This is a genomic window from Sphingomicrobium nitratireducens, from assembly GCF_026157035.1.
Classification (GTDB): domain Bacteria; phylum Pseudomonadota; class Alphaproteobacteria; order Sphingomonadales; family Sphingomonadaceae; genus Sphingomicrobium; species Sphingomicrobium nitratireducens.
On sequence record NZ_JANJZA010000001.1, the window covers coordinates 904,994 to 927,318 of the forward strand.

The following is a 22,325-nucleotide window of genomic DNA, read 5'->3' on the forward strand; positions in this document are numbered from 1 at the left end:
GCGGCGCCCGCCACCGCCTGCAAGGCCGAACCCGAAGTGCGCACGTCGCCTGCAGGGCTCGATCTCGTCGACGTGACGATCACCACCCAGGACGGCAAGAAGCACGTGTTCACTTCCGAAGTGGCGCGCACGCTCGAACAGCAGTCGCGCGGGCTGATGTTCCGCCAGTCGCTGGAGCCGAACGAGGCGATGATCTTCCTCTACCCCGCGCCCGACCTGCTCGGCTTCTGGATGAAGAACACCTACATCCCGCTCGACATCGTGTTCATCCGCGAGGACGGGACGATCGCGCGGATCGAGGAACAGGCGCTGCCGATGTCGCTCCAGCCGATCAGTTCGCAGGAACCCGCCGTCGCGGCGCTCGAGATCCCTGGCGGGCGGTCGGCCGAACTCGGCATCCAGCCCGGCGACATGGTCCGCTGGGACGATTGAGCGCCTTGCCAGCGGGCGCTCCAGCGGGCAAAGGCACCCACGCTATGGGAATGATCGCCAATCTCTTCACCTGGTGGAACGGGGCCAGCCTCGGCACCACCCTGTTCACCAAGCGCCACGGCACCGAAATGGGCCGCGATGCGGCGGGCAATGTCTATTACGCCCACGCCAAGGACCCGTCGCGCCGCTGGGTGATCTACGAGGGTTCGAACGATTCGAGCCGCGTGCCGCCGGGCTGGAACGCCTGGCTGCGCGGGACGATCGACGAGGTGCCCGACAAGGCGCTGCCCCCGCGCCGGTCCTTCGAGAAGGACCCGCTTCCCAACCTGACCGGCACGCTGTCGGCCTACCGACCGGGCGGCTCGCTCGGCGGGGCGGGCAAGCGACCGGCGGCGACCGGCGACTATGAAGCCTGGAAGCCCGAATAAGCCGACCCTGACCGCGCTCGCGGCCTGCTTCGCGCTGGCCGCGTGCGACGCGCGCGTGCCCGACCGCAACGAGGCGGGCGAGGAGGGCCCGGTCACGACCGATACGCCGATCGCGGGCCCCGGAACCGAGGGCGTGACCCCGATGGGCGAGCGCGTCGCGGTCATCGGCCTGCTCAATAAGCGCAACAATCTTGTCGAGAATCTCGAACTGAAGCCCGGCCAGGCGCAGCGGGTGGGCGATGCGATCGTGCGATTGCGGGCCTGCGAGACGACCGCCCCGTGGGAGCCCGAGAAGCTCACTGGGGCCTTCATCCAGCTCGACGTGAGGCGGCGCGGCAGCAACCAGTACGACCGCGTTTTTTCGGGGTGGATCTACAAGGAATCGCCGTCGCTAAACGTCGTCGAGCACCCGGTCTACGACGTTTGGCCCAAGAGCTGCACGATGAGCTTCCCCGAAGGACCGGCGGCCCCTGCGGCCCGCACCGGATCGTCCAACCTGTCGAGCGCCACCAGCGAGGGCGGCGACGAAGCTCCGGCCGAGGAAACGCCGAGCGCCGAGGCGTCTGAGGCCCCGGAAGTCCCTGACGACAACGCCTGAGCCAGGCGCTCGAGATACTCGTCCCGCCCGACCGCGATCGCGCCGAGCGAGGCGAGATGGTCGGTCATGAATTGGCAGTCGAGCAGCGCGAAACCGCCCGCCTTCATTCGCGCGACGAGGTGGGCGAGCGCGACCTTGCTGGCATCGGTGGCGATGCTGAACATGGATTCGCCGAAGAAGGCGCCGCCGAGGCGGACGCCGTAGAGCCCGCCGACCAATTCGCCGTCCTTCCAGCATTCGACCGAATGCGCGTGTCCCGCCGCGTGGAGACCGAGCGTGGCGCGTTCGATGGTCTCGTTGATCCACGTTTCCGAGCGTGCCGCGCAGCAGCGCAGGACGTCGTGGAAGGCGGTGTCGAGGCGGACGTCGAAAGGCTCGCGGCGCAGTGTCCTGGCAAGGCTCTTGGACAGGCGGAAGCCGTCGAGCGGGATGATCGCGCGTTCGCGCGGCTCGACCCAGAAGATGTCGGGCGCGTCGCGGCTGTCGGCCATCGGGAAGATGCCTGCGCCGTAACCGCGCAGCAGCATCCTTGGATCGAGCACGTCCGCCATCGCGCGTCAGCCTAGAGGATTTCGCGCACCTTGTCCTGCGGCCTCGCCAGCACGACGCCCTTGACCGTCTCGACCAGCGGGCGCTCGATCAGGATCGGGTGCTGCATCATCGCGTCGAGGATTTCCTCGTCCGACGCGTCGGCGAGGTTCAGTCCCTTGGCGATTTCCTCCTTGGCGCGCAGGCCCTGGCGCGGGGTCAGGCCGGCGCGATCGTACAGCCGGGCCAGTTCCTCGCGCGACAGGGCGCCGTCCAGATAATCGATCGTCTCGACCTCGTAGCCTTCCTCCTCGAGGATCGCCTTGGTCTTGCGCGCGGTGCCGCAGCGGCTGGTGTAGGTCATGCGGGCGGTCTTGGTCATAGCGGGTTCTCCAGCGAGGCGATGAGAGCGAGGGCCTCTTCGCGCCGCTCCCACGGCACGAAGAGGTGGTCGTGGTGGAACGCGGCGACGACGTTGCAGGCAATGCCCGCGCCGGCCAGCGCGGCCGCGATGGCGGCGGTAAGCCCGACCCCGTCGAGCGCGCTTTCCAGATCGAGGCTGATGCGCGCATGGCCGCCCTGGTGCGCGACGCCGACCGCCGCAAGCGCCAAGGTTTCGGCGATGATCGAGAGGCCCTCCGCTTCGGCGAAAGTCGCCAGCGGGACCAGACCGTCGGGTACCGCGGGGAGCGAGGCGAAGCCGTATTCCTGCGCGAACAGTACCGGCTTCAGCGCACTCACGCCTGCTCCTGCTCCTGATCCTTGAGCCACTGTTCGAGCCACTTGATCGTGTACTCGCCGGTCCTGAAGGCCTCGGTCTGGATGATGTCCTGGTGGAGCGGGACGTTGGTCTTCATGCCGGGGCCCGAGACGACGAATTCCTCGAGCGCGCGCTTGAGGCGGAGGATGCAGCTGTCGCGGTTGCGCCCGTAGACGATCAGCTTGCCGATCATGCTGTCGTAATAAGGGGGAACCTTGTAGCCGGCGTAAAGCCCACTATCGACGCGCACGTGCATGCCGCCGGGCGCGACGTAGCGGTCGACCGTCCCGGGCGAGGGCGCGAAGGTGCGCGGGTCCTCGGCGTTGATGCGGCATTCGATCGCGTGGCCGAACAGGCGAAGGTCTTCCTGACGAACGGTCAGCCCGTCGCCCTGCGCGACGTGGATCTGCTCGCGCACGAGGTCGAGACCGCTGATCATCTCCGTGACGGGATGCTCGACCTGCAGGCGGGTGTTCATTTCGATGAAGTAGAACTCGCCATTTTCGTAGAGGAACTCGATCGTGCCGGCGCCGCGATAGCCCATGTCGGCCATCGCCTTGCGCACGCGCTCGCCCATCTCGGTGCGCTGCTCGGCGCTGATGACGGGGGAGGGGGCTTCCTCAATGACCTTCTGGTGGCGGCGCTGGATCGAGCAGTCGCGTTCGCCGACGTGGATTGCCTGTCCTTCGCCGTCGCCGAACACCTGGAATTCGATGTGGCGCGGGTCGCCGAGATATTTCTCCATGTAGACGGTGGCGTCGCCGAACGCGGCTTTCGCCTCGGAAGCCGCCTGGCCCATCAGGCTTTCGAGCTGGCTTTCCTCGGGAACGACCTTCATGCCGCGCCCGCCTCCCCCGCTTGCGGCCTTGATGAGGACGGGATAGCCGATCTCGGCGGCGAGTTCGCGGGCTTCCTCGACGCTTTCGAGGGCGCCGTCGCTTCCCGGGACCAGCGGCAGGCCGAGCTTGGCGGCGGTACGCTTGGCCTCGACCTTGTCTCCCATCACGCGGATGTGCTCGGGCTTGGGGCCGACCCAGATGATGTTGTGGCTCTCGACGATCTCGGCGAACTGGGCGTTCTCGGAAAGAAAGCCGTAGCCCGGGTGGATCGCGTCGGCATGAGTCACCTCGGCGGCCGAGATGATGTTGGCGATGTTGAGGTAGGACTGGCCCGCGGGCGGGGGGCCGATGCACACCGTCTCGTCGGCGAGGCGGACGTGCATCTGGTCGGCATCGGCGGTCGAGTGGACCGCGACCGTCTTGATGCCCATCTCGTGGCACGCGCGATGGATGCGCAGTGCGATCTCGCCGCGATTGGCGATCAGCAGTTTCTGGATCTTGGCCACGCGGCGCCTACCCGATGACGACGAGCGGCTGGTCGAATTCGACCGGCTGCGCGTCGGCGACCATGATCTTCCGGATCGTGCCCGCTTTGGGCGCGGTGATCGGGTTCATGACCTTCATCGCCTCGACGATCAGCAGCGTGTCGCCTTCCTTGACGCTGGCACCCTCGGTGATGAACGGCTTGGCGCCGGGTTCGGGCGACATGTAGGCGGTGCCGACCATCGGACACTTGACCGCGTCGCCATTCACTTCCTCGGTCGCGGGCGCCGACGCTTCGGCAGCCGCAGGCGCGGCAGCTGCGGGCGCAGGCGCGCTCGGCGCGGCCATCGCGGGCGCGGCCATCGGCGCGGCGACGAAGGCGGTCGCTTCGCGGCGCACCTTGATCTTGCGATCGCCGTCCTCGACTTCGATTTCGGTCAGCTCGTTCTCGCTGAGCAGCTCGGCCAGTTCGCGAACCAGCGCGCCGTCGACGCGCATCTTGGCGTCGTCAGTGCCGTTGTTCTTTTGATGGGCCATCGGGTTCCCTCTGTTGTTGCGGGCGCTCACGCGCCGGGCTTTGCGGTCCCCCTAGGCTGATGCGGGCCGCCGCGTCCAGAGCCAAGAGATAGCCCTGGGGGCCGAGGCCCATGATGCCGCCGCGGCTGACCGGCGCGATCAGGCTCTGTCGCCGGAAATGCTCGCGCGCATAGGGGTTGGACAAGTGAAGTTCGATGACGGGCACCGCGATGGCGGCGACCGCGTCGCGCAGCGAGACCGACGTGTGCGTCAGCCCGCCCGCGTTGAGGATGACCGCGCCGACCTCCTGCTCGTGCGCCTCGTGGAGCCAGTCGATCAGCTGGCCCTCGTGATTGGTCTGCTTGACCGTCACCTGCACGCGCAGCTGCGCGGCGCGCTCGTGGAGCGCCACGGTGATGTCGTCGAGGCTCTGCGCCCCGTAGACCTGAGGCTCGCGCGTGCCGAGCAAATTGAGGTTCGGCCCGTTGAGCACGAGGATCTGTGGCGTTGTCATGGTCAGTCCCTATATGGACGCTGGAGCCAGATTAGAAGTCAAAGCGTGAAGGGACGGCAATGGGCGAAACGGTGGCAGTGACGATCAACGGCGAGACGCGGCGCGTCGAGAAGGGCGCGAGCATCGCCGCGATGGTGGGCGCGATCGGGCTCGATGCGACCAAGGTTGCGGTCGAGCGCAACCGCGAGATCGTGCCCCGTTCGACGCTGGGCGACGTCGCGGTCGCGGAGGGCGACGCGTTCGAGATCGTCCATTTCGTCGGGGGTGGCTAAACGCCGCCTGCTCCGATAGGCCGCCCGCGAACCAGGACAGAGGATTTCCAGTGACCAATAACGCCGACACGTGGACCGTCGCGGGACGCACTTTCACCTCGCGCCTCATCGTGGGGACGGGGAAGTACAAGGACTTCGCCGAGAATGCCGCCGCGCTCGAGGCGTCGGGCGCCGAGATCGTCACCGTCGCGGTGCGCCGCGTCAACGTGTCCGACCCCTCGCAGCCGGTGCTGCAGGACCATATCGATCCCAAGAAGGTCACCTACCTCCCCAATACCGCCGGCTGTTTCACCGCCGACGAGGCGATCCGCACGCTGCGCCTGGCGCGCGAGGCGGGGGGCTGGAACCTGGTCAAGCTCGAAGTGCTGGGCGAGGCCAAGACGCTCTACCCGGACATGCGCGAGACGCTGATGGCGACCGAGGTGCTGGCCAAGGAAGGTTTCCACCCGATGGTCTACTGCGTCGATGATCCGATCGCGGCCAAGCAGCTCGAGGATGCGGGCGCGGTGGCGATCATGCCGCTGGGCGCGCCGATCGGCTCGGGGCTCGGCATCCAGAACCGCGTCACGATCCGCCTCATCGTCGAGGGAGCGACGGTACCGGTGCTGGTCGATGCGGGTGTCGGCACTGCCAGCGATGCCGCGGTGGCGATGGAACTGGGCTGCGACGGCGTGCTGATGAACACCGCGATTGCCGAGGCCAAGGACCCGGTGCGCATGGCCAAGGCGATGAAGCTGGCGGTTCAGGCGGGGCGCGAGGCCTATCTGTCGGGACGCATGGCCAAGCGCCGCTACGCCGACCCGTCGAGCCCGCTTGCCGGCCTGATCTGAGCCGCTTCGCTCATCGGACGCATCGGCGCGGCGAGCCGAGGCACGGATTGCACGGACCGCTCGTTGACCTTGTGTACAGTAACTCAGTCAAGGAGATGCCCGATGGGTGAACTCACCGAAAAGATCAAAGGCAACACCAACGAAGCGATCGGCAATACCAAGCAGGTCGTGGGCGACGCCGTCGACAGCAGCGAGCTGATGGAAGAAGGCGTCGAGCAGGAAATCAAGGGCGAGAAGCAGCAGCTCAAGGGCGAGCTGGAAGGCGCGCTCGGTAACGACATCTAACGCTGCAAGAAGCGTTTTGGGAAAGGGGCCGTTCCTCAAGGGACGGCCCCTTTCTTGTGCGCGCCGTCGAGCGCTCCAAAGCGGTTTCATCCGGTGTGGATGCGACTCCTCGCGGTTCCTCCGATGCGGACCGGAAATGGCGCAACGCCGGGCTTTTCCGGCGCATTGTCTCCCCGTTCGCAGCACGGGAGGCGCGCCTCATGGCAGTCCAGCAGTTGCATTACGAGACAAGCGATCCGGTCGCCCCCGATGCGACCGATGGCAGTTTCGTCGAACCCTCCCAGCATCTCCTGCCGCTTTTCGCCGATCCCGATGCGCGGGGCGGCAGGCGATGGGCCGACATGTTCGATCCCGATCAATGCGAGGAGGTCGACCAGGCGCGGCTTTGCGACCTTTTCCCCTCGCTCTTCTGATTATTCTTCCCAGCGACTATGATCGCGGGCCGTCATGGCCACCGATACGCAGGACGCGCGCGAACGCATGGTCCGCGAGACGATCGAGGCGCGCGGCATCGCCGATCCGCGCCTGCTCGGCGCGATGCTGTCGGTCCCGCGCCACCTGTTCGTCGACGAGGATTGGCTCGAGCTTGCCTATGCCGACCGACCGTTGCCGATCGGCGAGGGGCAGACGATCAGCCAGCCCTTCATGGTCGCGACCATGATCGATGCGGCGCGGCTCGGCCCCGGGGACCGCGTGCTGGAGGTGGGGAGCGGGTCGGGCTATGCCGCCGCGATCCTCGGCCATGTTGCCAAGTTTGTGATCGGGATCGAACGCCACGAGAGCCTTGTCGAGGCGGCGCGGGAGCGCGTGACGCGGCTCGGGTTGGACACGGTCGAATTCCACCATGGCGACGGACGACAGGGCTGGCCGCAAGGCGCGCCCTATGACGCGATCTTCGTCGCGGCGACTGGCGACGCGCCGCCGCCCGCCTTGCTCGACCAGTTGGCCGAAGGCGGAAGGCTGGTCATGCCGGTGCGGGACGCCGGCGGCGAGATGCTGGTGCGATACGAAAAGAGGAGCGGCGAGGTCGAAGCGACCCCGCTGTGCCCGGTGCGCTTCGTTCCGCTGGTCTAGGCCTTGGCCTTCAGCTTGGTCAGCGTGGTCGCGTTGGTGATCTGTTCGATATCGGTCAGGCAGTGGAGCAGGCGGATGCCCTTGCGGCCCATCGCCTCGTCGAACGCGGCCTCGAACGCGTCGGTCGTCTCGACCCGCGTGCCCCAGCCGCCGAATGCCTCTGCGAACTTGACGAAATCGGGGTTGCCATCGCCCAACTGCGTGCCCGACACGCGGTCCGGATAGTCGCGCTCTTGGTGCATGCGGATCGTGCCGTAATTGCCATTGTCGACGAGGATGACGAGGAGGTCGGCGTTGCGGCTCGCTGCGGTCGCCAGTTCTTGCCCGTTCATCAGGAAATCGCCGTCGCCCGCGACGCACACGACCGGGCGGTCGGCAAAACGCAGCGAGGCGGCGACTGCGGCGGGCAGGCCGTAGCCCATCGTGCCCGACGTGGGGGCGAGCTGGGTCGGCTGCGGGCCGTAATGCCAGTAGCGGTGCCACCAGCCCGAGAAATTTCCCGCGCCGTTGCAGATGATGGTGTTGGCGGGAAGCTTGTCGCGCATCACTCCGACGCAGGGGCCGAGGTCCATCGCCACGCCGTCGCGCGGAGCAGGGGTCGACCAGTCAAGCCATTCCTTGTGCGCTTGCTCGCCGGCCGAGAAGCGGACGAGGTCGGGATCCTGCCACTCGTCGAGCATCTGCGCAAATTCGCCCATGTCGGCGCAGATCGGAAGATCGGCCTCGTAGACGCGGCCGAGCTCGTTGGGGTCGGGGTGGACGTGGACCAACGTCTGGCCGGGATGGTCGGGGGTGAGCAACGTGTAGCCGTCGGTGGTCGATTCCCCGAGCCGTGCGCCGACCGCGATGACGAGGTCGGCATCGCGCACGCGCTGCTGCAACTTGGGGTTGGGGCCGTAGCCGAGCTGGCCGGCATAGACGCCGCATTCGTTCGAGACCGCGTCCTGGCGGCGGAAGGCGGCGGCGACCGGGATGCCGTGGCGGTAGGCGAAATTGGCGAAATGGTGGCCCGCGCACGGGCTCCAGTCGGCGCCGCCGACGATCGCGATCGGGGCGGCGGCCTCCTTGAGAAGTTCGAACAGGGCGGCGACCGCGCCGGGATCGGGCATCTCGGCGACCGGGGGCACGGCCTTGCGGTCCGCCGCCTCGACCTCGTCGCGCAGCATGTCCTCGGGAATCGAGAGCACGACCGGGCCAGGGCGGCCGGCAGTGGCGACACGGAAGGCGCGCGCGACATATTCGGGGATGCGGCGGGCATCGTCGACCCGCGCGCTCCACTTGGCGACCGGCTTGAAGAAGGCCTCCATGTCGATTTCCTGGAAGCCCTCGCGGTCGCGGTCGCCGCGCGCGAGGTCGCCGACGAACAGGATCATCGGGGTCGAATCCTGGAAGGCGACGTGGACGCCGCCGCTGGCGTTGGTGGCGCCGGGGCCGCGCGTGACGAAGGCGATGCCCGGGCGCCCGGTCATCTTGCCGTCGGCATCCGCCATGTAGGCGACCCCGCCTTCCTGGCGGCACACGACCGTGTCGATTTCCGGACTGTCGTGGAGCGCGTCGAGGACGGCGAGGAAACTCTCGCCCGGCACGGTGAAGATGCGGTCGACTCCCTGCGCGAGCAGCTGGTCGACGAGGATGCGGCCCCCGGTCCGCGTGGCGATGCCCTTGGTCATGGCGTTCGCTCTAGCGATGGCCACAGCGCGCGTCATCCCTTGTCTGTAAGGAGTGACCCGATGGCGACGCTGGTGTCGCGGGGGAAAAGGGGCATCGCCACCGGGCCGCTTCCTTGTGAGTGGGGCCCGGGCGACACGCAAAGCCCATTCGACCGGTCGACGAGCGGCCGCCTACATCCGCCAATCAGGGTCTGCGTTCGACGAGCGGGGGACGGCATTCATGCTGCAGACAGGAAGCGGCGCGCGCGGGAGTCGCGGGTCGCAAAAGAAAAGGGCGGCGCCTCGCGGCACCGCCCTTCATTCAAGCGACTCGAAAGTCGCCTATTCCTCGTCCGGGGTCGCCCCTTCGATGTCGACGTCCGGAACCTCGACGGTGACGTTCTTGGTTTCGGTGCCCACGTCGATATCCGCGACGTCGGCGTCGATGTTCGGGACTTCGCCGCCTTCGACCGAAACGTCGACGTCCGGTGCCTCGAGATCGCCCTTGGCGGCGAAATCGATGATGTCGGTTGCCCACAGGATCGCGAAGATGACGACTGCCACCAGGATGATCCAAAGGAGGCTATTGCCCTTGCGTCCGTCTGCCATGTTCAATCCCCTCTGCTGTTGATTGGGTCCCGGCACGAACGCCCCAAAACGCCATGAGTTGCGTTCCCGAAACAAATCGGGGCTAGCACATGTGGATCGCCTTGACGACCTGATAGGTCTCGAGCCCTTCCTTGCCGCCTTCGGATCCGAACCCGCTTTCCTTGACGCCGCCGAAGGGCGCATCGGCGCTGGAGATCGCGAACCCGTTGATTCCGACCATGCCGGCCTCGATCCTGTCGCCCAGAATGTTTGCGCGGCGCAAATTTTCCGTGAACGCAAATGCAGCCAGCCCGTAGGGCAGGCGGTTGGCCTGCTCGAGCGCCTCGTCCATGTCCTTGAACGGTCGCGCGACTGCGACCGGGCCGAACGGCTCGTTGTTCATGATATCGGCGTCGAGCGGCACGTCGGCGAGCAGCGTCGGCTGGAAGAAGAAGCCTTCGTTTCCGCGCTCGCCGCCCGCTAGGACCTTGGCTCCCTTGGCGCGGGCGTCGTCGACCAGTTCGCGGATCGCATCGGGGCGGCGCGCATTGGCGAGCGGGCCCATCTGCGTCCCGTCGGCCATCCCGTCACCGACCTGCACCCGCTTTGTGCGCTCGGCAAAGCCCTTCACGAAGTCGTCGTAAATGCCTTCCTGCACGTAGAAGCGCGTCGGCGAGACGCATACCTGGCCGGCGTTGCGGAATTTCTGGGGTACGAGCTGGTCGAGAGTCTTGTCGAGATCGACGTCGTCGAACACGAGGACGGGCGCGTGGCCGCCCAGTTCGAGCGTGAGCCGTTTCACGCCGTCGGCGGCAAGGTGCATCAGGTGCTTGCCGACTGGAATCGAGCCGGTGAAGCTGATCTTGCGCACGACGTCCGAGCCGATCAGCTTGCGGCTGACCATGTCGGGCACGCCATGAACCAGCTGGAATACGCCCTGCGGGAGGCCCGCTTCGTCGAGCGCCTTGGCGACCGCCTGGCAGCAGGCCGGGGTTTCCTCGGGCGGCTTGGAGATGACGCTGCATCCTGCCGCGAGCGCCGCGGCGACCTTCTTGGCGAGAAGGTAGATCGGGAAATTCCACGGGGTGAAGGTCGCGACCACGCCGACCGGCTGGTGGGTGACGATCGAGCGCTGGCCGACCGGACGCACCAGCGTGCGGCCATAGTCGCGTTTGATCTCCTCGGCATACCAGGCGAACATCGAGGCGGCGCCGTAGACTTCGCCGATCGCCTCCTTGACGGGCTTGCCCTGCTCCTGGGTCAGGAGCGCGCCGATGTCCTTGGCATTCTCCTTCAGGTAGCGACCCGCCTTGCGCAGGATCGCCGAGCGCTTCTCGACATCGGTATCGCGCCACATCGGGAAGGCGCGTTCGGCGACGTGGAGCGCCTCGTCGAGGTCGGCCTCGGTCGCCAGCGGCAGCCGGGCGATGGTCTGGGCGGTGGCGGGATTGACGACTTCGTGGCAGTCGCGGCCTTCGCCCGCCCGCCATGCGCCGTCGATGAAGAGTTTGAGATCGGTCTGATAGGTCATGCCAAGCCAGATAGGCGCGAACACGCCGCCTTGAAAGGGGGATGACGGGTAGCTAGGTCAGGATTCGAACCCACTCTCCAAGGAGCTCCCCCGATGACCAAGTCCGAACTCGCCGCCAAGATGCAGGAAGCCGAGGCCTGGGTGCCGGGCAAGAAGGTCAAGCTCGACTATGGCGACCAGGGCGTCATCATGCTCGACGGCGCGAGCAACAGCGTCACCGAGGAAGACGGCGACGCCGACACCACGATCAAGGTCGCCTGGGACGACTGGCAGGCGATGGCCGACGGTCAATTGGACGGCATGACCGCCTTCATGACCGGCAAGCTCAAGGTCGAAGGCGACATGTCGAACGCGATGCAGCTCCAGGGCGTTCTCGCCAAGCTGCGCGGCTGATGCGGCTCTTCCTCCTTGCGCCCATCGCACTGCTCGCCGCATGCGGGGAGCAGGCTCCGACGGGCGGCGAGGAGGAGGCAGCGCCCGACACCCAGATCACCGAGCTGCCGACGCCGGACACCGATCCGCGCGAGGAAGGCGTGCGCGCCGCGCTCGCCTCCGCGCTCGATGAGGGCGACAATCCCGTTCCCGACCTTGCCGCGACCCGCGTCGGCTTTGCCGATCTCGACGGGGAAGGCGGCGAGGAAGCGCTGGCCTGGCTGGTCGACCCGATGTGGTGCGGGACAGGCGGCTGCTCGCTCTACGTGCTGCGCGAAGCGGGCAGCGGCTGGCGCATCCTCGACGAGATCGGGCCGTCCCAGCTTCCCGTCTACGCGCTCGCGCCGGGCGCGGACGGCTGGGCCGAGCTCGGTGTTACCGTCTATGGGGGCGGCATGCCGGAGGCACTGATGGCAGTGCCGCACGATGCGTCGGGCTATGCCGCCAATCCTACCGTCGATCCCGCGCGCCCGGCGTCAGCCGACGGTGCCAAGCTGATCATTCCCGACCTACCCCCACCGGAGTAATTCATGGATCCCAAGCTTTATTTCTCGCCGGGCGCCTGCTCGCTCGTCTCCCACATCGCACTCGCGGAATCGGGGGCCAAGTACGAGACGTCGAAGGTCGATTTCGCGGCTAAGGAAAATCGCAGCGAAGCCTACCGCGAAATCCACCCGCAGGGAAAGGTGCCCGCGCTGGTCACCGACAAGGGCACGATTACCGAAAATGTCGCCATTCTCGGCTGGATCGGCGACCATTACGGCAAGCCGGGCTCTGTACCGGTCAAGGACAAGCACGACCGCGCCAAGGCGACTGAACTGCTCGGCTGGTGTGCGTCCACTGTCCACATCAGCTTCGGCATGATCTTTCGCCCGCTGCGTTTTGCCGCCGGCAACAAGAAGGCCGCGCAGACGGCGGGCCAGAAGCGGCTTTCGGTCCACTTCGCCCGCATGGAGGAAATGGCCGCGGGCGACGGCTGGCTCGTGGGCAAGGAATTTTCCGCCGCGGACAGTTATTTCGCGGTCTTCTTCCGCTGGGCCAAGCGCATCGGCGCCGACGTCTCGCGCTATCCAAACTGGGCGGCGCACGTCGAACGGGTGATCGCGCGCAAGGCCGTCGCCAAGGCGATCAAGGACGAAGGCCTCGAACTCGACGAATTCCGCCTCTAGCGCGCGCCTGCATGGGCGCCGGTTGACGATGCCGCGCCATCGCGCCTAGTCCGCTCGCCAACAGGAGGCGTCATGAAGAAGATCTACGAAAGTGCCGAGGCCGCGCTCGACGGGCTGCTCGAGGACGGGCTGCTGATCGCCGCGGGGGGCTTCGGCCTGTGCGGCATTCCCGAGCGGCTGCTCGACGCGATCAAGGCCAGCGGGGTCAAGGACCTGACGTTCGTCTCGAACAATGCGGGCATCGACAATGAGGGCATCGGCAAGCTGCTGCGCACGCGGCAGGTGAAGAAGATGATCTCCTCCTACGTCGGCGAGAACAAGGAGTTCGAGCGGCAGTACCTGGCGGGCGAGCTCGAAGTGGAATTCTGCCCGCAAGGCACACTCGCGGAGCGGATGCGAGCGGGCGGCGCGGGCATTCCCGGCTTCTACACCAAGACCGGCGTCGGCACTGTCGTCGCCGAGGGCAAGGAGCACAAGGACTTCGACGGCGAGACCTATGTGATGGAGCGCGGCATCTTCGCCGATCTCTCCATCGTCAAGGGCTGGAAGGCGGACGAGGCGGGCAACCTCATGTTCCGCAAGACCGCGCGCAACTTCAACCTGCCGGCCGCGACTTGCGGCAAGGTGTGCGTCGCCGAGGTCGAAGAAATCGTCCCCGTTGGCGAGCTCGATCCCGACTGCATCCATTTGCCCGCCGTCTACGTGAACCGCCTCATCTGCGGCGCGCCGTACGACAAGAAGATCGAATTCGTGACGACCCGCGAGAGGGAGGAGGCGTAATGGCCTGGGACCGCAACCAGATGGCGCAGCGCGCCGCCAAGGAGCTCGAGGACGGCTATTACGTCAATCTCGGCATCGGTATCCCGACCCTCGTCGCCAACTATATCCCCGAGGGCAAGGAAGTGACGCTGCAGTCGGAAAACGGGATGCTCGGCATCGGGCCGTTTCCCTACCCGGACGAGGTCGACGCCGACCTCATCAATGCCGGCAAGCAGACCATCTCCGAACTCGACCGCTCGTCCTATTTCGACAGCGCGCAGAGCTTCGCGATGATCCGCGGCGGGCATATCGACCTGACCGTGCTGGGCGCGATGGAAGTGTCCGAGGGCGGCGACATCGCCAACTGGATGATCCCGGGCAAGATGATCAAGGGCATGGGCGGCGCGATGGACCTTGTCGCGGGCGTCAAGAAGATCATTGTGGTGATGGAGCATGTCTCCAAGAACGGTGACGCGAAATTCAAGCCGCAGTGCGACCTGCCGCTGACCGGCCAGAACGTGGTCGACATGATCATCACCGATCTTGCCGTGTTCCGCCGCAAGGATCATGACAGCAAGTTCGAGCTGATCGAGCTGGCGCCGGGCGTGACGCAGGAAGAAGTCGCCGAAAAGACGACGGCCTCCTACGACGTCGCGCTTTGAGGGCGATCGCACTTCTTGCTTTGGCGCTGGCCGCCTGCGCCCCCGACCAGGCGGTGATCATCGACGGATCGGACGAGCAGAAGTTCGTCGCCTCGGCGGCGGCGGCACGCTCGCAGCTGCCGATCGAGGACCGTATGCTGTTCGACCGCGCGCTCAACACGGTCGGCGGACGGCGGATGGCCGAGCGCGACGTCGAGGCGCTGCGACGCCGCACCTTCGACGGGATGACCGCCTATCAGGTGGTCGCCGACGCGCGCGCGCGCGGCATGGAATAGGAGAGAGGCATGCGCACCTTGAGGAGCCACGAGCCTGGCGGACCCGAGACGCTCAGGCTCGACACGATCGACGATCCGGTGCCGGGCAAGGGCCAGCTCCTGGTACGGGTCAAGGCGGCCGCGATCAACTATCCCGACGTGCTGATCATCGAGGACAAGTATCAGTTCAAGCCGCCGCGCCCGTTCGCCCCGGGCGGCGAGATTGCCGGGCTAGTCGAGGCGGTCGGCGAGGGCGTCGAGGGCTGGAGCGAGGGCGACCGGCTGATCGCGGTGCCCGGCTGGGGCGGCTTGGCCGAGAAAATCCTGGTCTACGCGAAGAGCGCGATACCCTTGCCCGAGAGCCGCAGCTTCCGCGAAGGCGCGGCGATGATGCTGACCTATGCGACCTCGATCCACGCGCTCTACGACCGCGGACGGCTCGAGGCGGGGCAGACGCTGCTGGTGCTGGGGGCGGCCGGCGGTGTCGGATTGGCGGCGGTCGAGCTGGGCAAGGCCCGGGGCGCGCGCGTGATCGCGGCGGTCTCGAGCCCCGAAAAGGCCCGCGCGGCGCGCGAGGCGGGCGCCGACGACTGCGTCATCTACGGGCGCGGGCCGTTCGACAAGGACGCGCAGAAGAAGCTCTCCGCCCAGTTCAAGGACGCGGTCGGGGGCGAGGGCGCAAATGTCGTCTTCGATCCGGTCGGCGGCGACTATGCCGAGCCCGCCTTGCGCGCGATCGCGTGGGAAGGGCGCTATCTGGTGGTCGGCTTCCCTGCCGGGATCCCCAAAATCCCGCTCAACCTCACATTGCTCAAGAGCTGCAACGTGTGCGGCGTCTTCTGGGGCGCGTTCGCGGCGCGCGATCCCAAGGCCAATGCGGCCAATGTCGCGGCCCTGTTCCGCCTATGGGACGAGGAGAAGATTGCCCCGCGCGTGACCGGTACCTATCCGCTCGAGAAAGGCGGCGAAGCGATCGCCGCGATGGCGGCGCGCAAGGCGATCGGCAAGCTCGTCGTCACGATGGACTGACGCGAAAAAGGGGCCGGCATTGCTGCCGACCCCTTCCTCGGAAACGCACCTGCGGAAGCCAAGGTACGTTCCTTGGCTTGTCGCCTTAACCGCGCTCGGGCTCGGGCTCCGGCTCGGGCGGCGGCGGCGGCGGCGGCGGGGCCGGGCACACCTCGGTCGCCAGGATCACCGACCCGTCCGGGCAGGTAATCGTCTGCGGCGGCGGGGGCGGCGGCGGCGGGGGAGGCGGCGGCGGCGGGGGAGGCGGGGGCGCCTCGTTGCCACCGAAGTTGAACAGCAGGCTCGCCAGGATCGAGTGCGAGGTGAACTTGCGGTCCACGTCGAATTCGACCGTGCCATCCGTCGTCACCAAAATGGGATCGACGTCGTAATCGAGATTGCCGGTCTGGAAGTAGCGATACTTCAAACCGACATCGATGTTCGGGCTGACGGCCATGCGCAGACCCGCGATGCCCTGCCATGCCCAGTCGCTGTCGCTTTCGCCCGCGAACTTGACGCGCGCGTAGCCGATGCCACCGCCGGCATAGACGCCGAAACCGTCATTGCCGCCGATGTCGATGAGCGCGTTGACCATGCCCGAAAGCACGTTGACGTTCTCGTCGAAGTCGGTGAGGTCGAAATCGCTCGCGGCCACCGGATCTTCCGGGAAGGCCTCGTTATAGTCGGCGATGAGCGAAGGCGAGACTTCGAGCGCACCGATGCCGGCGCGCTTGTAGCCGACTTCGCCTTCGAGACGGAACATGCCGAAGTCGTAGCCGAGCACGGCATCGAGATCGAACCCGGTGTCGTAGTCGAGCCCGAAGGCATTGTCATAGGTCTGGTCGGTGAGCTCAGGATCGGCAAAGTCGATCAGGAGATCGGCTTCCTGGTCCTCGGCGAAGAGGACGCCGCCCTCGATGCCGAAATAGCCCTGGCCGTCGCGGGCCATGGCTGGCGTGGCGAGGGCCGTCGAAACGAGCGCCGCCAAAATAAACTTACGCATTGCAAATACCCCTGCATGATTGCCTGGACTGCTTCGAACACCGGATGCGGGAACCGGTTCCCGCGTTCGGTGATTTGACCTGTCCCCTGTGTCTTTCGCGACACGCCGTGCCCGGTGCGCGTCATGCAGGGTTCAACTAGCTTCGATTATTGAAATGATTGGATTAAGGTGGGCACGAAGCAGGTGGGGTGAATGATGACGATCGGAAAATTCTCGACGATGGCCTTGGCGGCGCTCGCGCCGATGACGGCGGCTGCTGCACAGCAGGCGATGCCCGCACAGGCGCCGACCAGCCTTCCCTCGATGGCACCGGCGGTCGCGCCCGCGATCGACTGGACCTCGGACGAGGACGGGCAGCGCGCCGCCGACCGGCTCATCGCTTTGCTCGAACATGCCGATCTCGAAGGGTTCGCCGCCGGTCCGACCATGGCGGTCCAGGCGCGTGCGTTGCTCGATAAGGCGAAGCTCGGCGTCGAGGCCGACAGGAAGGCCGCTGACCGTTTCCTGACCGATGCCTTCGCGGGGTACATGGATGTCCTCAATGCGCCGGTCTACGGCGTGGAATATGGGGACAACTGGGCGCGGCCCTCGCGCCTGTCGAGCGGCGTGCTGCTCAAGAACGCGCTTGCCGTGCCTTCGCTCGAGGCGTTCGTCACGCGACAGGCCTCGATCAACCCGGTCTACGATCGCCTGCGTCATGCCGCGAGCGCACTGCCGGCCAACGATCCGGCGCGCACCAAGGTCGCATCGAGCCTGGAACGCGTGCGCGCGTTCCCGACCCGCACCAAGTTCGTCCTCGTCGACAGCGCGACGCAGCGCCTGTGGATGTTCGAGAATGGCGAAGTGGTCGACAGCATGAAGGTCGTCGTCGGCAAGCAGGAATACGCGACCCCGATGATCGCCAGCACCATCTATTACGGCACCTTCAACCCCTATTGGCACGTGCCCTATCACCTCATCCGCAACACGATCGCGCCCAACGTGCGCCGCCAGGGCGTCGGCTATCTCAAGGCGCGCGGTTACGAAGTCGTCGACCGCTGGGCGGCGGATGCGACGATCGTCGATCCCAAGTCGGTCGACTGGGCCGCGGCTGCCAAGACCGGCGACCTCAAGGTGCGCCAGCTGCCCGGCGGGGCCAACTCGATGGGCAACATGAAGTTTGACTTCGCCAACTCCGAGGGCATCTACCTTCACGACACGCCGATGAAAGAATATTTCAAGCGTGACGTGCGGGCGTTGTCTAACGGCTGCATCCGTCTCGAGGATGCCGCCCGCTTCGGGCGCTGGCTGTTCCAGGGACAGGCCCTGCCCGCCACCGGCGGACGCGAACAGCACGTCCTGATCCCCGAGCCAGTGCCGGTCTACGTGACCTACCTCACCGCCAACGCGATCGAGGGACAGCTAGCCTACGCCGACGATATCTACGGGCTCGACAAGGCGATGCTCGCGCGCAACGTGCCGACCGCCGAGCCGCAGTCGGCCGGGGCGGTCGCGACGGCCACGTCGGCGGCGCCCGCCAGCTAGGCTCGAAGTTTCCCGCTTCGGGCACGCGCGGGCGCATTGCGCTCGCCCGCCCGCGCGCCTATCTCGGCGGTGACAGCAAAAGGGAGCTTCCATGACCCACTTCAACGACCGCGAGCGCGCCTTCGAGACCAAGTTCGCCCGCGACGAGGAAATGCAATTTAAGATCAATGCGCGCCGCAATCGCCTGCTCGGTATGTGGGCGGCGGAAAAGATGGGCCTCAGCGACGTCGAGGCCGAGGCCTACGCCAAGGACGTGGTGCGGGTCGATTTCGAGCATGCCGGCGACGAGGACGTCGTGCGCAAGGTGCTCGGCGACCTCACGACCGCGGGCTGCGACATCGACGAGGCGGCGATCCGCTCGGCACTCGACCACAAGCTGGTCGAGGCCCGCCGTCACTTCATCGAGAGCATGGACTGATCGCGCCATGCCCATGCCCGCCGAGGAAATCGTCGCGCTGATCAAGGCGGCATTGCCCGATGCCGAGATCGAGATGACCGACCTTGCCGGCGACAACGATCATTGGGCTGCGCGGGTGACCAGCGCGGCCTTCCACGGAAAACCGCGCGTGCGCCAGCACCAGATGGTCTATGCCGCGCTCGGCGGCCGCATGGGGGGCGAACTCCACGCGCTCCAGTTGACCACCAAGACCCCCGACCAGGACAATTGACATGACCGACGCCAACACCCGCATCGACGACATCGTGAAAGCCCACGACGTCGTTCTCTTCATGAAGGGCTCCAAGCTCTTCCCGCAGTGCGGCTTCTCGGGCCGCGCGGTGGCGATCCTCGACCATGTCGGGACCGAGTTCGAGACGGTCGACGTGCTCCAGGACCCCGAGATCCGCCAGGGCATCAAGGACTATTCCGACTGGCCGACCATCCCGCAGCTCTATGTGAAGGGCGAATTCGTGGGCGGGTCGGACATCATGATGGAGATGTTCGAAAGCGGCGAACTGCAGCAGCTGATCGGCGCGAACGCCGAGGGCTGATCCTTCGCGCATTTCGACGGCCCATGAAAAAAGGGACGGTGGAGCGGGACCAGAAAACCGCGACACCGTCCCTTTTGGTTTGGTTTGTGGAACCAAGTGGACGCCAATAGTATTGCAGGGCGCGTGCCAGTTTTTGAAAACGGCGAAAATCTAGGAAAAATACAGACAATGGAGCCGGCAATGATCCGTGATGCGTAAAATATTCCGACGTTTTGCTAAGCGCGGTGTCGAAAAACGCGTCTCGCTTCGCGCGGGCGGGAGCGCTAGCGTGCCGATGGCCTGCTCGAAGCGGGCGCGATGAAGAGGGTTTCGATGCGTAAGGTGATGATGACGGCCCTCGCGGTCGTGCTGGCGGCTCCCGGGGCGACCCAGCTGGTTCCCGCGCCGGTGGAGGAAGTCGAACTCGAGCCCGCGCTGGTCGACGACCCTGCGGCGAGCGACGAGGACGAAGCCGACCTGTTCGCGTTGCCCTTCGGCGACGAGGAGCCTGATGTCGTCGAGGACCCGGACGTCGAAGAGGATGCGGACGTCGACGAGGCTGCGGATGTCGACGACGACACGGACGTCGAGGAGGGCCCGGATGTCGACGAAGAGCCGATGGTCGGGATGGTCGACGACCAAGATCTCGACGATCTTCCCGCCATGGAAGAGACGCTCGATGCGATGGAGGATGCCGCCGAGGACGCCGGACCGGACCTGCTCGTGGACGAAGATCCCTTCGAGGACGACACGATCATCGATGCTTTGATCGAAGACGAGGGCGAGGCCGACGTGGACGCCGTGGTCGAGGATACTGGCGACCAAGAGGAGGATGCCGGCACGCCGGTCCCGATCGAAGAGGTGCGCGCGGTGCGCGAATGCCCGACCCGCCAGTTCGAGGTTGTCGCCGACTACGAGACCGAGACCGGGCCGCGCCAGACGCGCGTGACGTTGTGCGCGCGAAGCAACAACGTTGCCGATTACCTCACCATGCTGCGCAGTGCCCGCCAGCGCGTGGCGCTTGCGGACGACCTCACCGTTGCCAGCCGGGCGCGCGTCATCGACCAGCTTGAGGCGGAAATCCTGGCGGTCGAGGCCGAGGAGGTCGAAGAGGCGCCTGAAGTCGATTTCCAGGTCGACGACGAGGTAGTGGGCGGACGCTAGCCGCCCGCCGTTCGTCGGTTCGTCGAACGGATTGTTTACGCCTGTAATCGTTTCGACTACACCCGTCATCGAAACACGGGAGAGCGAGTCGATGGACAAGCGGATCAGCGAAGCGGAACTCGAGGTGATGGAGGCGTTGTGGAGCGCCGGCCGCCAGCTCACCGCGATCGAAGTCGCCGACAAGATCCCGACGAAACGCGACTGGTCGCTGCCGACGGTCAAGACCATGCTTTCGCGGCTCGTCACCAAGGGCGCGGTCGATCACGAACGCGACGGCCGCCGCTTCCTCTATAGCGCCGCGATCCAGCGTGACGCCTATGTCGGCGGGGAATCGCGCCGCCTCGTCGACCGTCTGTTTGGCGGACGCCTGTCGCCGCTCGTCGCGCGGCTGGCCGAGGAAGACGCGCTCGACGCCGACGACATCGCCGACATCGAAAAGCTGCTGCAGGGGCTCAAGAAATGACCGACTGGCTGCTCGATACGCTGATCGCCACCACCGCATTGATGGTCCTCGTGCTGATGCTGCGCGCGCCGGTGCGTCGCCAGTTCGGGGCAGGAGCAGCCTATGCGCTGTGGGCGCTGCCCGCCGCGCGCGCCGTGATGCCGACCCTTACGCATACCGTCGAACGCGCTGCGCCTGTTTTGCCCGCTGCCGAGACGGTCCCGGCCGCGACCCCGATCGTCGGCCTGTCGCTGGCCCCCGCCGCGCATGCCGCGACGGCGATTCCCGACGCTTCGCCCTCGCTGATCGAGCAACTGGGCGGCTGGCCGACCCTACTCCTGATCGCCTGGCTGGTCGGAGCGGGGGCGCTGTTCGCCAACCGCATGCACGCCTACATGACCGAGCGTCGGCACATCCTCGGGGTCGCGCACCAGGTCGGCAAGGTCGGTTCCGTTCGCATCGTCGAATCCGACGCGGTGCACGGCCCGATCGCCTTCGGGGTTCTCGACCGCGTGATCGCGCTGCCGCCGACCTTCAACGACCATTATTCGCGTGACGAGCGCCGCCTCGCGCTGGCGCACGAGCTCGCACACCACAAGTCGGGCGACCTCGTCGCCAACTTCTTCGCCTTCGTCCTCCTCTCTCTCCAGTGGTTCAATCCGCTCGCCTGGATGTCCTACGCCGCTTTCCGCTTCGACCAGGAAGCCGCGTGCGATGCCCGGGTGCTGGACGATGCCGGCGACGACCGCGTCACTTACGGACGCGCCATCGCCAAGGCCGCTTCGGGCCGCGCGCTGATGTTCGCATCGGCGCTCGACGACCGGAACACCCTCAAACGGAGACTGAGAGAGATGATGAACCACACTACCCGCGGCCGCCGCATGGCCGGCAAGCTGCTCGTCATCGGCTGCGTGGCGCTTGCCCTGCCGCTGACCGCGACCAAGGCCATCGAATATGTCGACGTGCCCAAGCCGCCCGCGCCGCCGGCCGCGCCCGCCGCGCCGAAGGCCCCCAAGGCACCACTTGCGCCGCTTGCGCCGACTGCACCGGTCGCTCCGATCGCGGCGATGCAATCGGCCGACGGCCACGTCTTCATCGATGGCCAGCACAAGAAGTATAGCGAGATGACCGCCGAGGAACGGCGCGAGTTCGACGAGGGCATGGCCGAGATGCGCGAGGCGCTCGAGGATCTCCAGCGCGAGCGGCTCGACGTGCGCGCCGAGATCGCGGAGGCCATGGCCGAAGCCCGCAACGAGATCGACCGCGACGAAATTCGCCGCGAGATGGAAGAAGCGCGCGCCGAGATCGCCGAGGCGATGGCAGAGATCGATGCAGAGCGTGACCAGATCATCGCCGATGGCGGCGATCCCGAAGCGATCAAGGCCAGCATCCGTGCCGCCATGGCCTCGGTCGAGGCGATGGATATCGACGCGATCGTCGAAGGCGCGATGGCTTCGGTCAACGAAGCACAGATCGAGGCGCAGGTGGAAGCCTCGCTCGCACAGGCCGAAGCCAGCATCCGCCAGTCGCTGACGCAGATGGAACAGGCCAAACGTCAATAGCTCGAAGCGGCGCGAGGGGAGCCTAGCTCCCTAGCGTAGCCGGGGCGTCC

Annotated in this window: 29 protein-coding genes and 2 pseudogenes; 21 read left to right on the top strand and 10 right to left on the bottom strand. The window is 66.6% G+C overall.

Features of this window, described 5'->3' with window-relative positions; translation table 11 throughout:
* Nucleotides 1-36 precede the first annotated feature (36 nt).
* From NNY25_RS04570 to NNY25_RS04580, 3 genes and pseudogenes are all read left to right on the top strand, one after another.
* Complete coding sequence (locus NNY25_RS04570; RefSeq protein WP_265570168.1) at nt 37-432, top strand: DUF192 domain-containing protein; 396 nt, start codon at nt 37-39, stop codon at nt 430-432.
* A 44-nt stretch (nt 433-476) separates the two neighbouring features.
* Nucleotides 477-860, top strand: coding sequence for an NADH:ubiquinone oxidoreductase subunit NDUFA12 (locus tag NNY25_RS04575; RefSeq protein ID WP_265570169.1), 384 nt, complete (start codon nt 477-479; stop codon nt 858-860).
* A gap of 142 nt (nt 861-1,002) precedes the next feature.
* Nucleotides 1,003-1,239: pseudogene (locus tag NNY25_RS04580) on the top strand (DUF2155 domain-containing protein); the annotation flags it as partial.
* Between the two features lie 35 nt (nt 1,240-1,274).
* Here NNY25_RS04580 and aat read toward each other — a convergent pair.
* From aat to aroQ, 6 genes are read right to left on the bottom strand one after another with little or no spacing between them, the layout of a single operon-like run.
* Nucleotides 1,275-2,009 (bottom strand): leucyl/phenylalanyl-tRNA--protein transferase, encoded by a 735-nt coding sequence (aat, locus tag NNY25_RS04585; RefSeq protein WP_338112477.1) that lies wholly within the window; start codon nt 2,007-2,009, stop codon nt 1,275-1,277.
* Nucleotides 2,010-2,020: 11 nt separating this feature from the next.
* Nucleotides 2,021-2,368 carry an ArsC/Spx/MgsR family protein gene (locus NNY25_RS04590; RefSeq protein WP_265570170.1) on the bottom strand — a complete coding sequence of 116 codons (348 nt, stop codon included), beginning with the start codon at nt 2,366-2,368 and terminating at the stop codon, nt 2,021-2,023.
* Nucleotides 2,365-2,727: an ACT domain-containing protein gene (locus tag NNY25_RS04595; protein ID WP_265570171.1), complete on the bottom strand. Its 363-nt coding sequence runs from the start codon at nt 2,725-2,727 to the stop codon at nt 2,365-2,367. Before NNY25_RS04595 ends, NNY25_RS04590 begins: the two co-directional genes overlap by 4 nt.
* The gene (accC, locus tag NNY25_RS04600; RefSeq protein WP_265570172.1) at nt 2,724-4,091 is read right to left on the bottom strand and encodes an acetyl-CoA carboxylase biotin carboxylase subunit; all 1,368 of its coding nucleotides are present in this window, start codon (nt 4,089-4,091) and stop codon (nt 2,724-2,726) included. The genes NNY25_RS04595 and accC overlap by 4 nt, the downstream gene beginning before the upstream one ends.
* A 7-nt stretch (nt 4,092-4,098) precedes the next feature.
* A complete protein-coding gene (gene accB / locus NNY25_RS04605; RefSeq protein WP_265570173.1) occupies nt 4,099-4,605 on the bottom strand; it encodes an acetyl-CoA carboxylase biotin carboxyl carrier protein in 507 nt (168 codons plus the stop codon).
* On the bottom strand, nt 4,577-5,098 hold the full coding sequence (gene aroQ, locus NNY25_RS04610) for a type II 3-dehydroquinate dehydratase (protein ID WP_338112478.1): 522 nt from the start codon (nt 5,096-5,098) through the stop codon (nt 4,577-4,579). The genes accB and aroQ overlap by 29 nt, the downstream gene beginning before the upstream one ends.
* A 59-nt stretch (nt 5,099-5,157) precedes the next feature.
* Between aroQ and thiS the strand changes: the two are divergent.
* From thiS to NNY25_RS04635, 4 genes and pseudogenes are all read left to right on the top strand, one after another.
* Nucleotides 5,158-6,200 (top strand): annotated as a pseudogene (gene thiS, locus NNY25_RS04620) (sulfur carrier protein ThiS).
* 102 nt (nt 6,201-6,302) lie between these two features.
* Nucleotides 6,303-6,485 (top strand): CsbD family protein, encoded by a 183-nt coding sequence (locus NNY25_RS04625; protein ID WP_265570176.1) that lies wholly within the window; start codon nt 6,303-6,305, stop codon nt 6,483-6,485.
* 200 nt (nt 6,486-6,685) lie between these two features.
* Nucleotides 6,686-6,898: a hypothetical protein gene (locus NNY25_RS04630; protein WP_265570177.1), complete on the top strand. Its 213-nt coding sequence runs from the start codon at nt 6,686-6,688 to the stop codon at nt 6,896-6,898.
* Between the two features lie 34 nt (nt 6,899-6,932).
* Nucleotides 6,933-7,559: a protein-L-isoaspartate(D-aspartate) O-methyltransferase gene (locus tag NNY25_RS04635; RefSeq protein WP_265570178.1), complete on the top strand. Its 627-nt coding sequence runs from the start codon at nt 6,933-6,935 to the stop codon at nt 7,557-7,559.
* On the opposite strand, the gene NNY25_RS04640 is transcribed toward NNY25_RS04635, so the two are convergent.
* The 3 genes from NNY25_RS04640 to NNY25_RS04650 all read right to left on the bottom strand — a co-directional run bounded on the left by NNY25_RS04640 (nt 7,556) and on the right by NNY25_RS04650 (nt 11,327).
* Nucleotides 7,556-9,229, bottom strand: a complete 1,674-nt coding sequence (locus tag NNY25_RS04640; RefSeq protein WP_265570179.1) for a thiamine pyrophosphate-binding protein — start codon at nt 9,227-9,229, stop codon at nt 7,556-7,558. The two genes, NNY25_RS04635 and NNY25_RS04640, sit on opposite strands and share 4 nt — an antisense overlap.
* A gap of 321 nt (nt 9,230-9,550) precedes the next feature.
* Entirely contained in the window at nt 9,551-9,817 is a 267-nt protein-coding gene (locus NNY25_RS04645; RefSeq protein WP_265570180.1) for a hypothetical protein, read from the bottom strand.
* Nucleotides 9,818-9,899: 82 nt separating this feature from the next.
* Nucleotides 9,900-11,327 (bottom strand): NAD-dependent succinate-semialdehyde dehydrogenase, encoded by a 1,428-nt coding sequence (locus NNY25_RS04650; protein ID WP_265570181.1) that lies wholly within the window; start codon nt 11,325-11,327, stop codon nt 9,900-9,902.
* A gap of 93 nt (nt 11,328-11,420) precedes the next feature.
* Here NNY25_RS04650 and NNY25_RS04655 point away from each other — a divergent pair, with 93 nt between their 5' ends.
* The 7 genes from NNY25_RS04655 to NNY25_RS04685 all read left to right on the top strand — a co-directional run bounded on the left by NNY25_RS04655 (nt 11,421) and on the right by NNY25_RS04685 (nt 15,632).
* Nucleotides 11,421-11,720 carry an SCP2 sterol-binding domain-containing protein gene (locus NNY25_RS04655; protein ID WP_265570182.1) on the top strand — a complete coding sequence of 100 codons (300 nt, stop codon included), beginning with the start codon at nt 11,421-11,423 and terminating at the stop codon, nt 11,718-11,720.
* Nucleotides 11,720-12,286 carry a hypothetical protein gene (locus NNY25_RS04660; RefSeq protein ID WP_265570183.1) on the top strand — a complete coding sequence of 189 codons (567 nt, stop codon included), beginning with the start codon at nt 11,720-11,722 and terminating at the stop codon, nt 12,284-12,286. Before NNY25_RS04655 ends, NNY25_RS04660 begins: the two co-directional genes overlap by 1 nt.
* Before the next feature lie 3 nt (nt 12,287-12,289).
* Entirely contained in the window at nt 12,290-12,928 is a 639-nt protein-coding gene (locus tag NNY25_RS04665; protein WP_265570184.1) for a glutathione S-transferase family protein, read from the top strand.
* Between the two features lie 72 nt (nt 12,929-13,000).
* Nucleotides 13,001-13,708 (top strand): CoA transferase subunit A, encoded by a 708-nt coding sequence (locus NNY25_RS04670; RefSeq protein WP_265570185.1) that lies wholly within the window; start codon nt 13,001-13,003, stop codon nt 13,706-13,708.
* Nucleotides 13,708-14,349: a CoA transferase subunit B gene (locus NNY25_RS04675; protein WP_265570186.1), complete on the top strand. Its 642-nt coding sequence runs from the start codon at nt 13,708-13,710 to the stop codon at nt 14,347-14,349. The genes NNY25_RS04670 and NNY25_RS04675 overlap by 1 nt, the downstream gene beginning before the upstream one ends.
* Nucleotides 14,346-14,624, top strand: a complete 279-nt coding sequence (locus NNY25_RS04680) for a hypothetical protein (protein WP_265570187.1) — start codon at nt 14,346-14,348, stop codon at nt 14,622-14,624. The genes NNY25_RS04675 and NNY25_RS04680 overlap by 4 nt, the downstream gene beginning before the upstream one ends.
* Before the next feature lie 9 nt (nt 14,625-14,633).
* Nucleotides 14,634-15,632, top strand: a complete 999-nt coding sequence (locus tag NNY25_RS04685) for an NADPH:quinone oxidoreductase family protein (RefSeq protein ID WP_265570188.1) — start codon at nt 14,634-14,636, stop codon at nt 15,630-15,632.
* Nucleotides 15,633-15,717: 85 nt separating this feature from the next.
* On the opposite strand, the gene NNY25_RS04690 is transcribed toward NNY25_RS04685, so the two are convergent.
* The gene (locus NNY25_RS04690) at nt 15,718-16,614 is read right to left on the bottom strand and encodes an outer membrane protein (protein ID WP_265570189.1); all 897 of its coding nucleotides are present in this window, start codon (nt 16,612-16,614) and stop codon (nt 15,718-15,720) included.
* A 192-nt stretch (nt 16,615-16,806) separates the two neighbouring features.
* On the opposite strand from NNY25_RS04690, the gene NNY25_RS04695 reads away from it, so the two are divergent.
* From NNY25_RS04695 to NNY25_RS04725, 7 genes are all read left to right on the top strand, one after another.
* Nucleotides 16,807-18,138, top strand: coding sequence for a L,D-transpeptidase family protein (locus NNY25_RS04695; RefSeq protein ID WP_265570190.1), 1,332 nt, complete (start codon nt 16,807-16,809; stop codon nt 18,136-18,138).
* Between the two features lie 91 nt (nt 18,139-18,229).
* On the top strand, nt 18,230-18,556 hold the full coding sequence (locus tag NNY25_RS04700; RefSeq protein ID WP_265570191.1) for a DUF1476 domain-containing protein: 327 nt from the start codon (nt 18,230-18,232) through the stop codon (nt 18,554-18,556).
* Between the two features lie 7 nt (nt 18,557-18,563).
* Complete coding sequence (locus NNY25_RS04705) at nt 18,564-18,806, top strand: BolA family protein (protein ID WP_265570192.1); 243 nt, start codon at nt 18,564-18,566, stop codon at nt 18,804-18,806.
* A 1-nt stretch (nt 18,807) separates the two neighbouring features.
* Complete coding sequence (grxD, locus tag NNY25_RS04710; protein WP_265570193.1) at nt 18,808-19,128, top strand: Grx4 family monothiol glutaredoxin; 321 nt, start codon at nt 18,808-18,810, stop codon at nt 19,126-19,128.
* 312 nt (nt 19,129-19,440) lie between these two features.
* Nucleotides 19,441-20,271, top strand: coding sequence for a hypothetical protein (locus NNY25_RS04715; protein ID WP_265570194.1), 831 nt, complete (start codon nt 19,441-19,443; stop codon nt 20,269-20,271).
* Between the two features lie 91 nt (nt 20,272-20,362).
* A complete protein-coding gene (locus NNY25_RS04720; protein ID WP_265570195.1) occupies nt 20,363-20,734 on the top strand; it encodes a BlaI/MecI/CopY family transcriptional regulator in 372 nt (123 codons plus the stop codon).
* Complete coding sequence (locus NNY25_RS04725) at nt 20,731-22,275, top strand: M56 family metallopeptidase (protein WP_265570196.1); 1,545 nt, start codon at nt 20,731-20,733, stop codon at nt 22,273-22,275. The genes NNY25_RS04720 and NNY25_RS04725 overlap by 4 nt, the downstream gene beginning before the upstream one ends.
* The last annotated feature ends 50 nt before the right edge of the window (nt 22,276-22,325 follow it).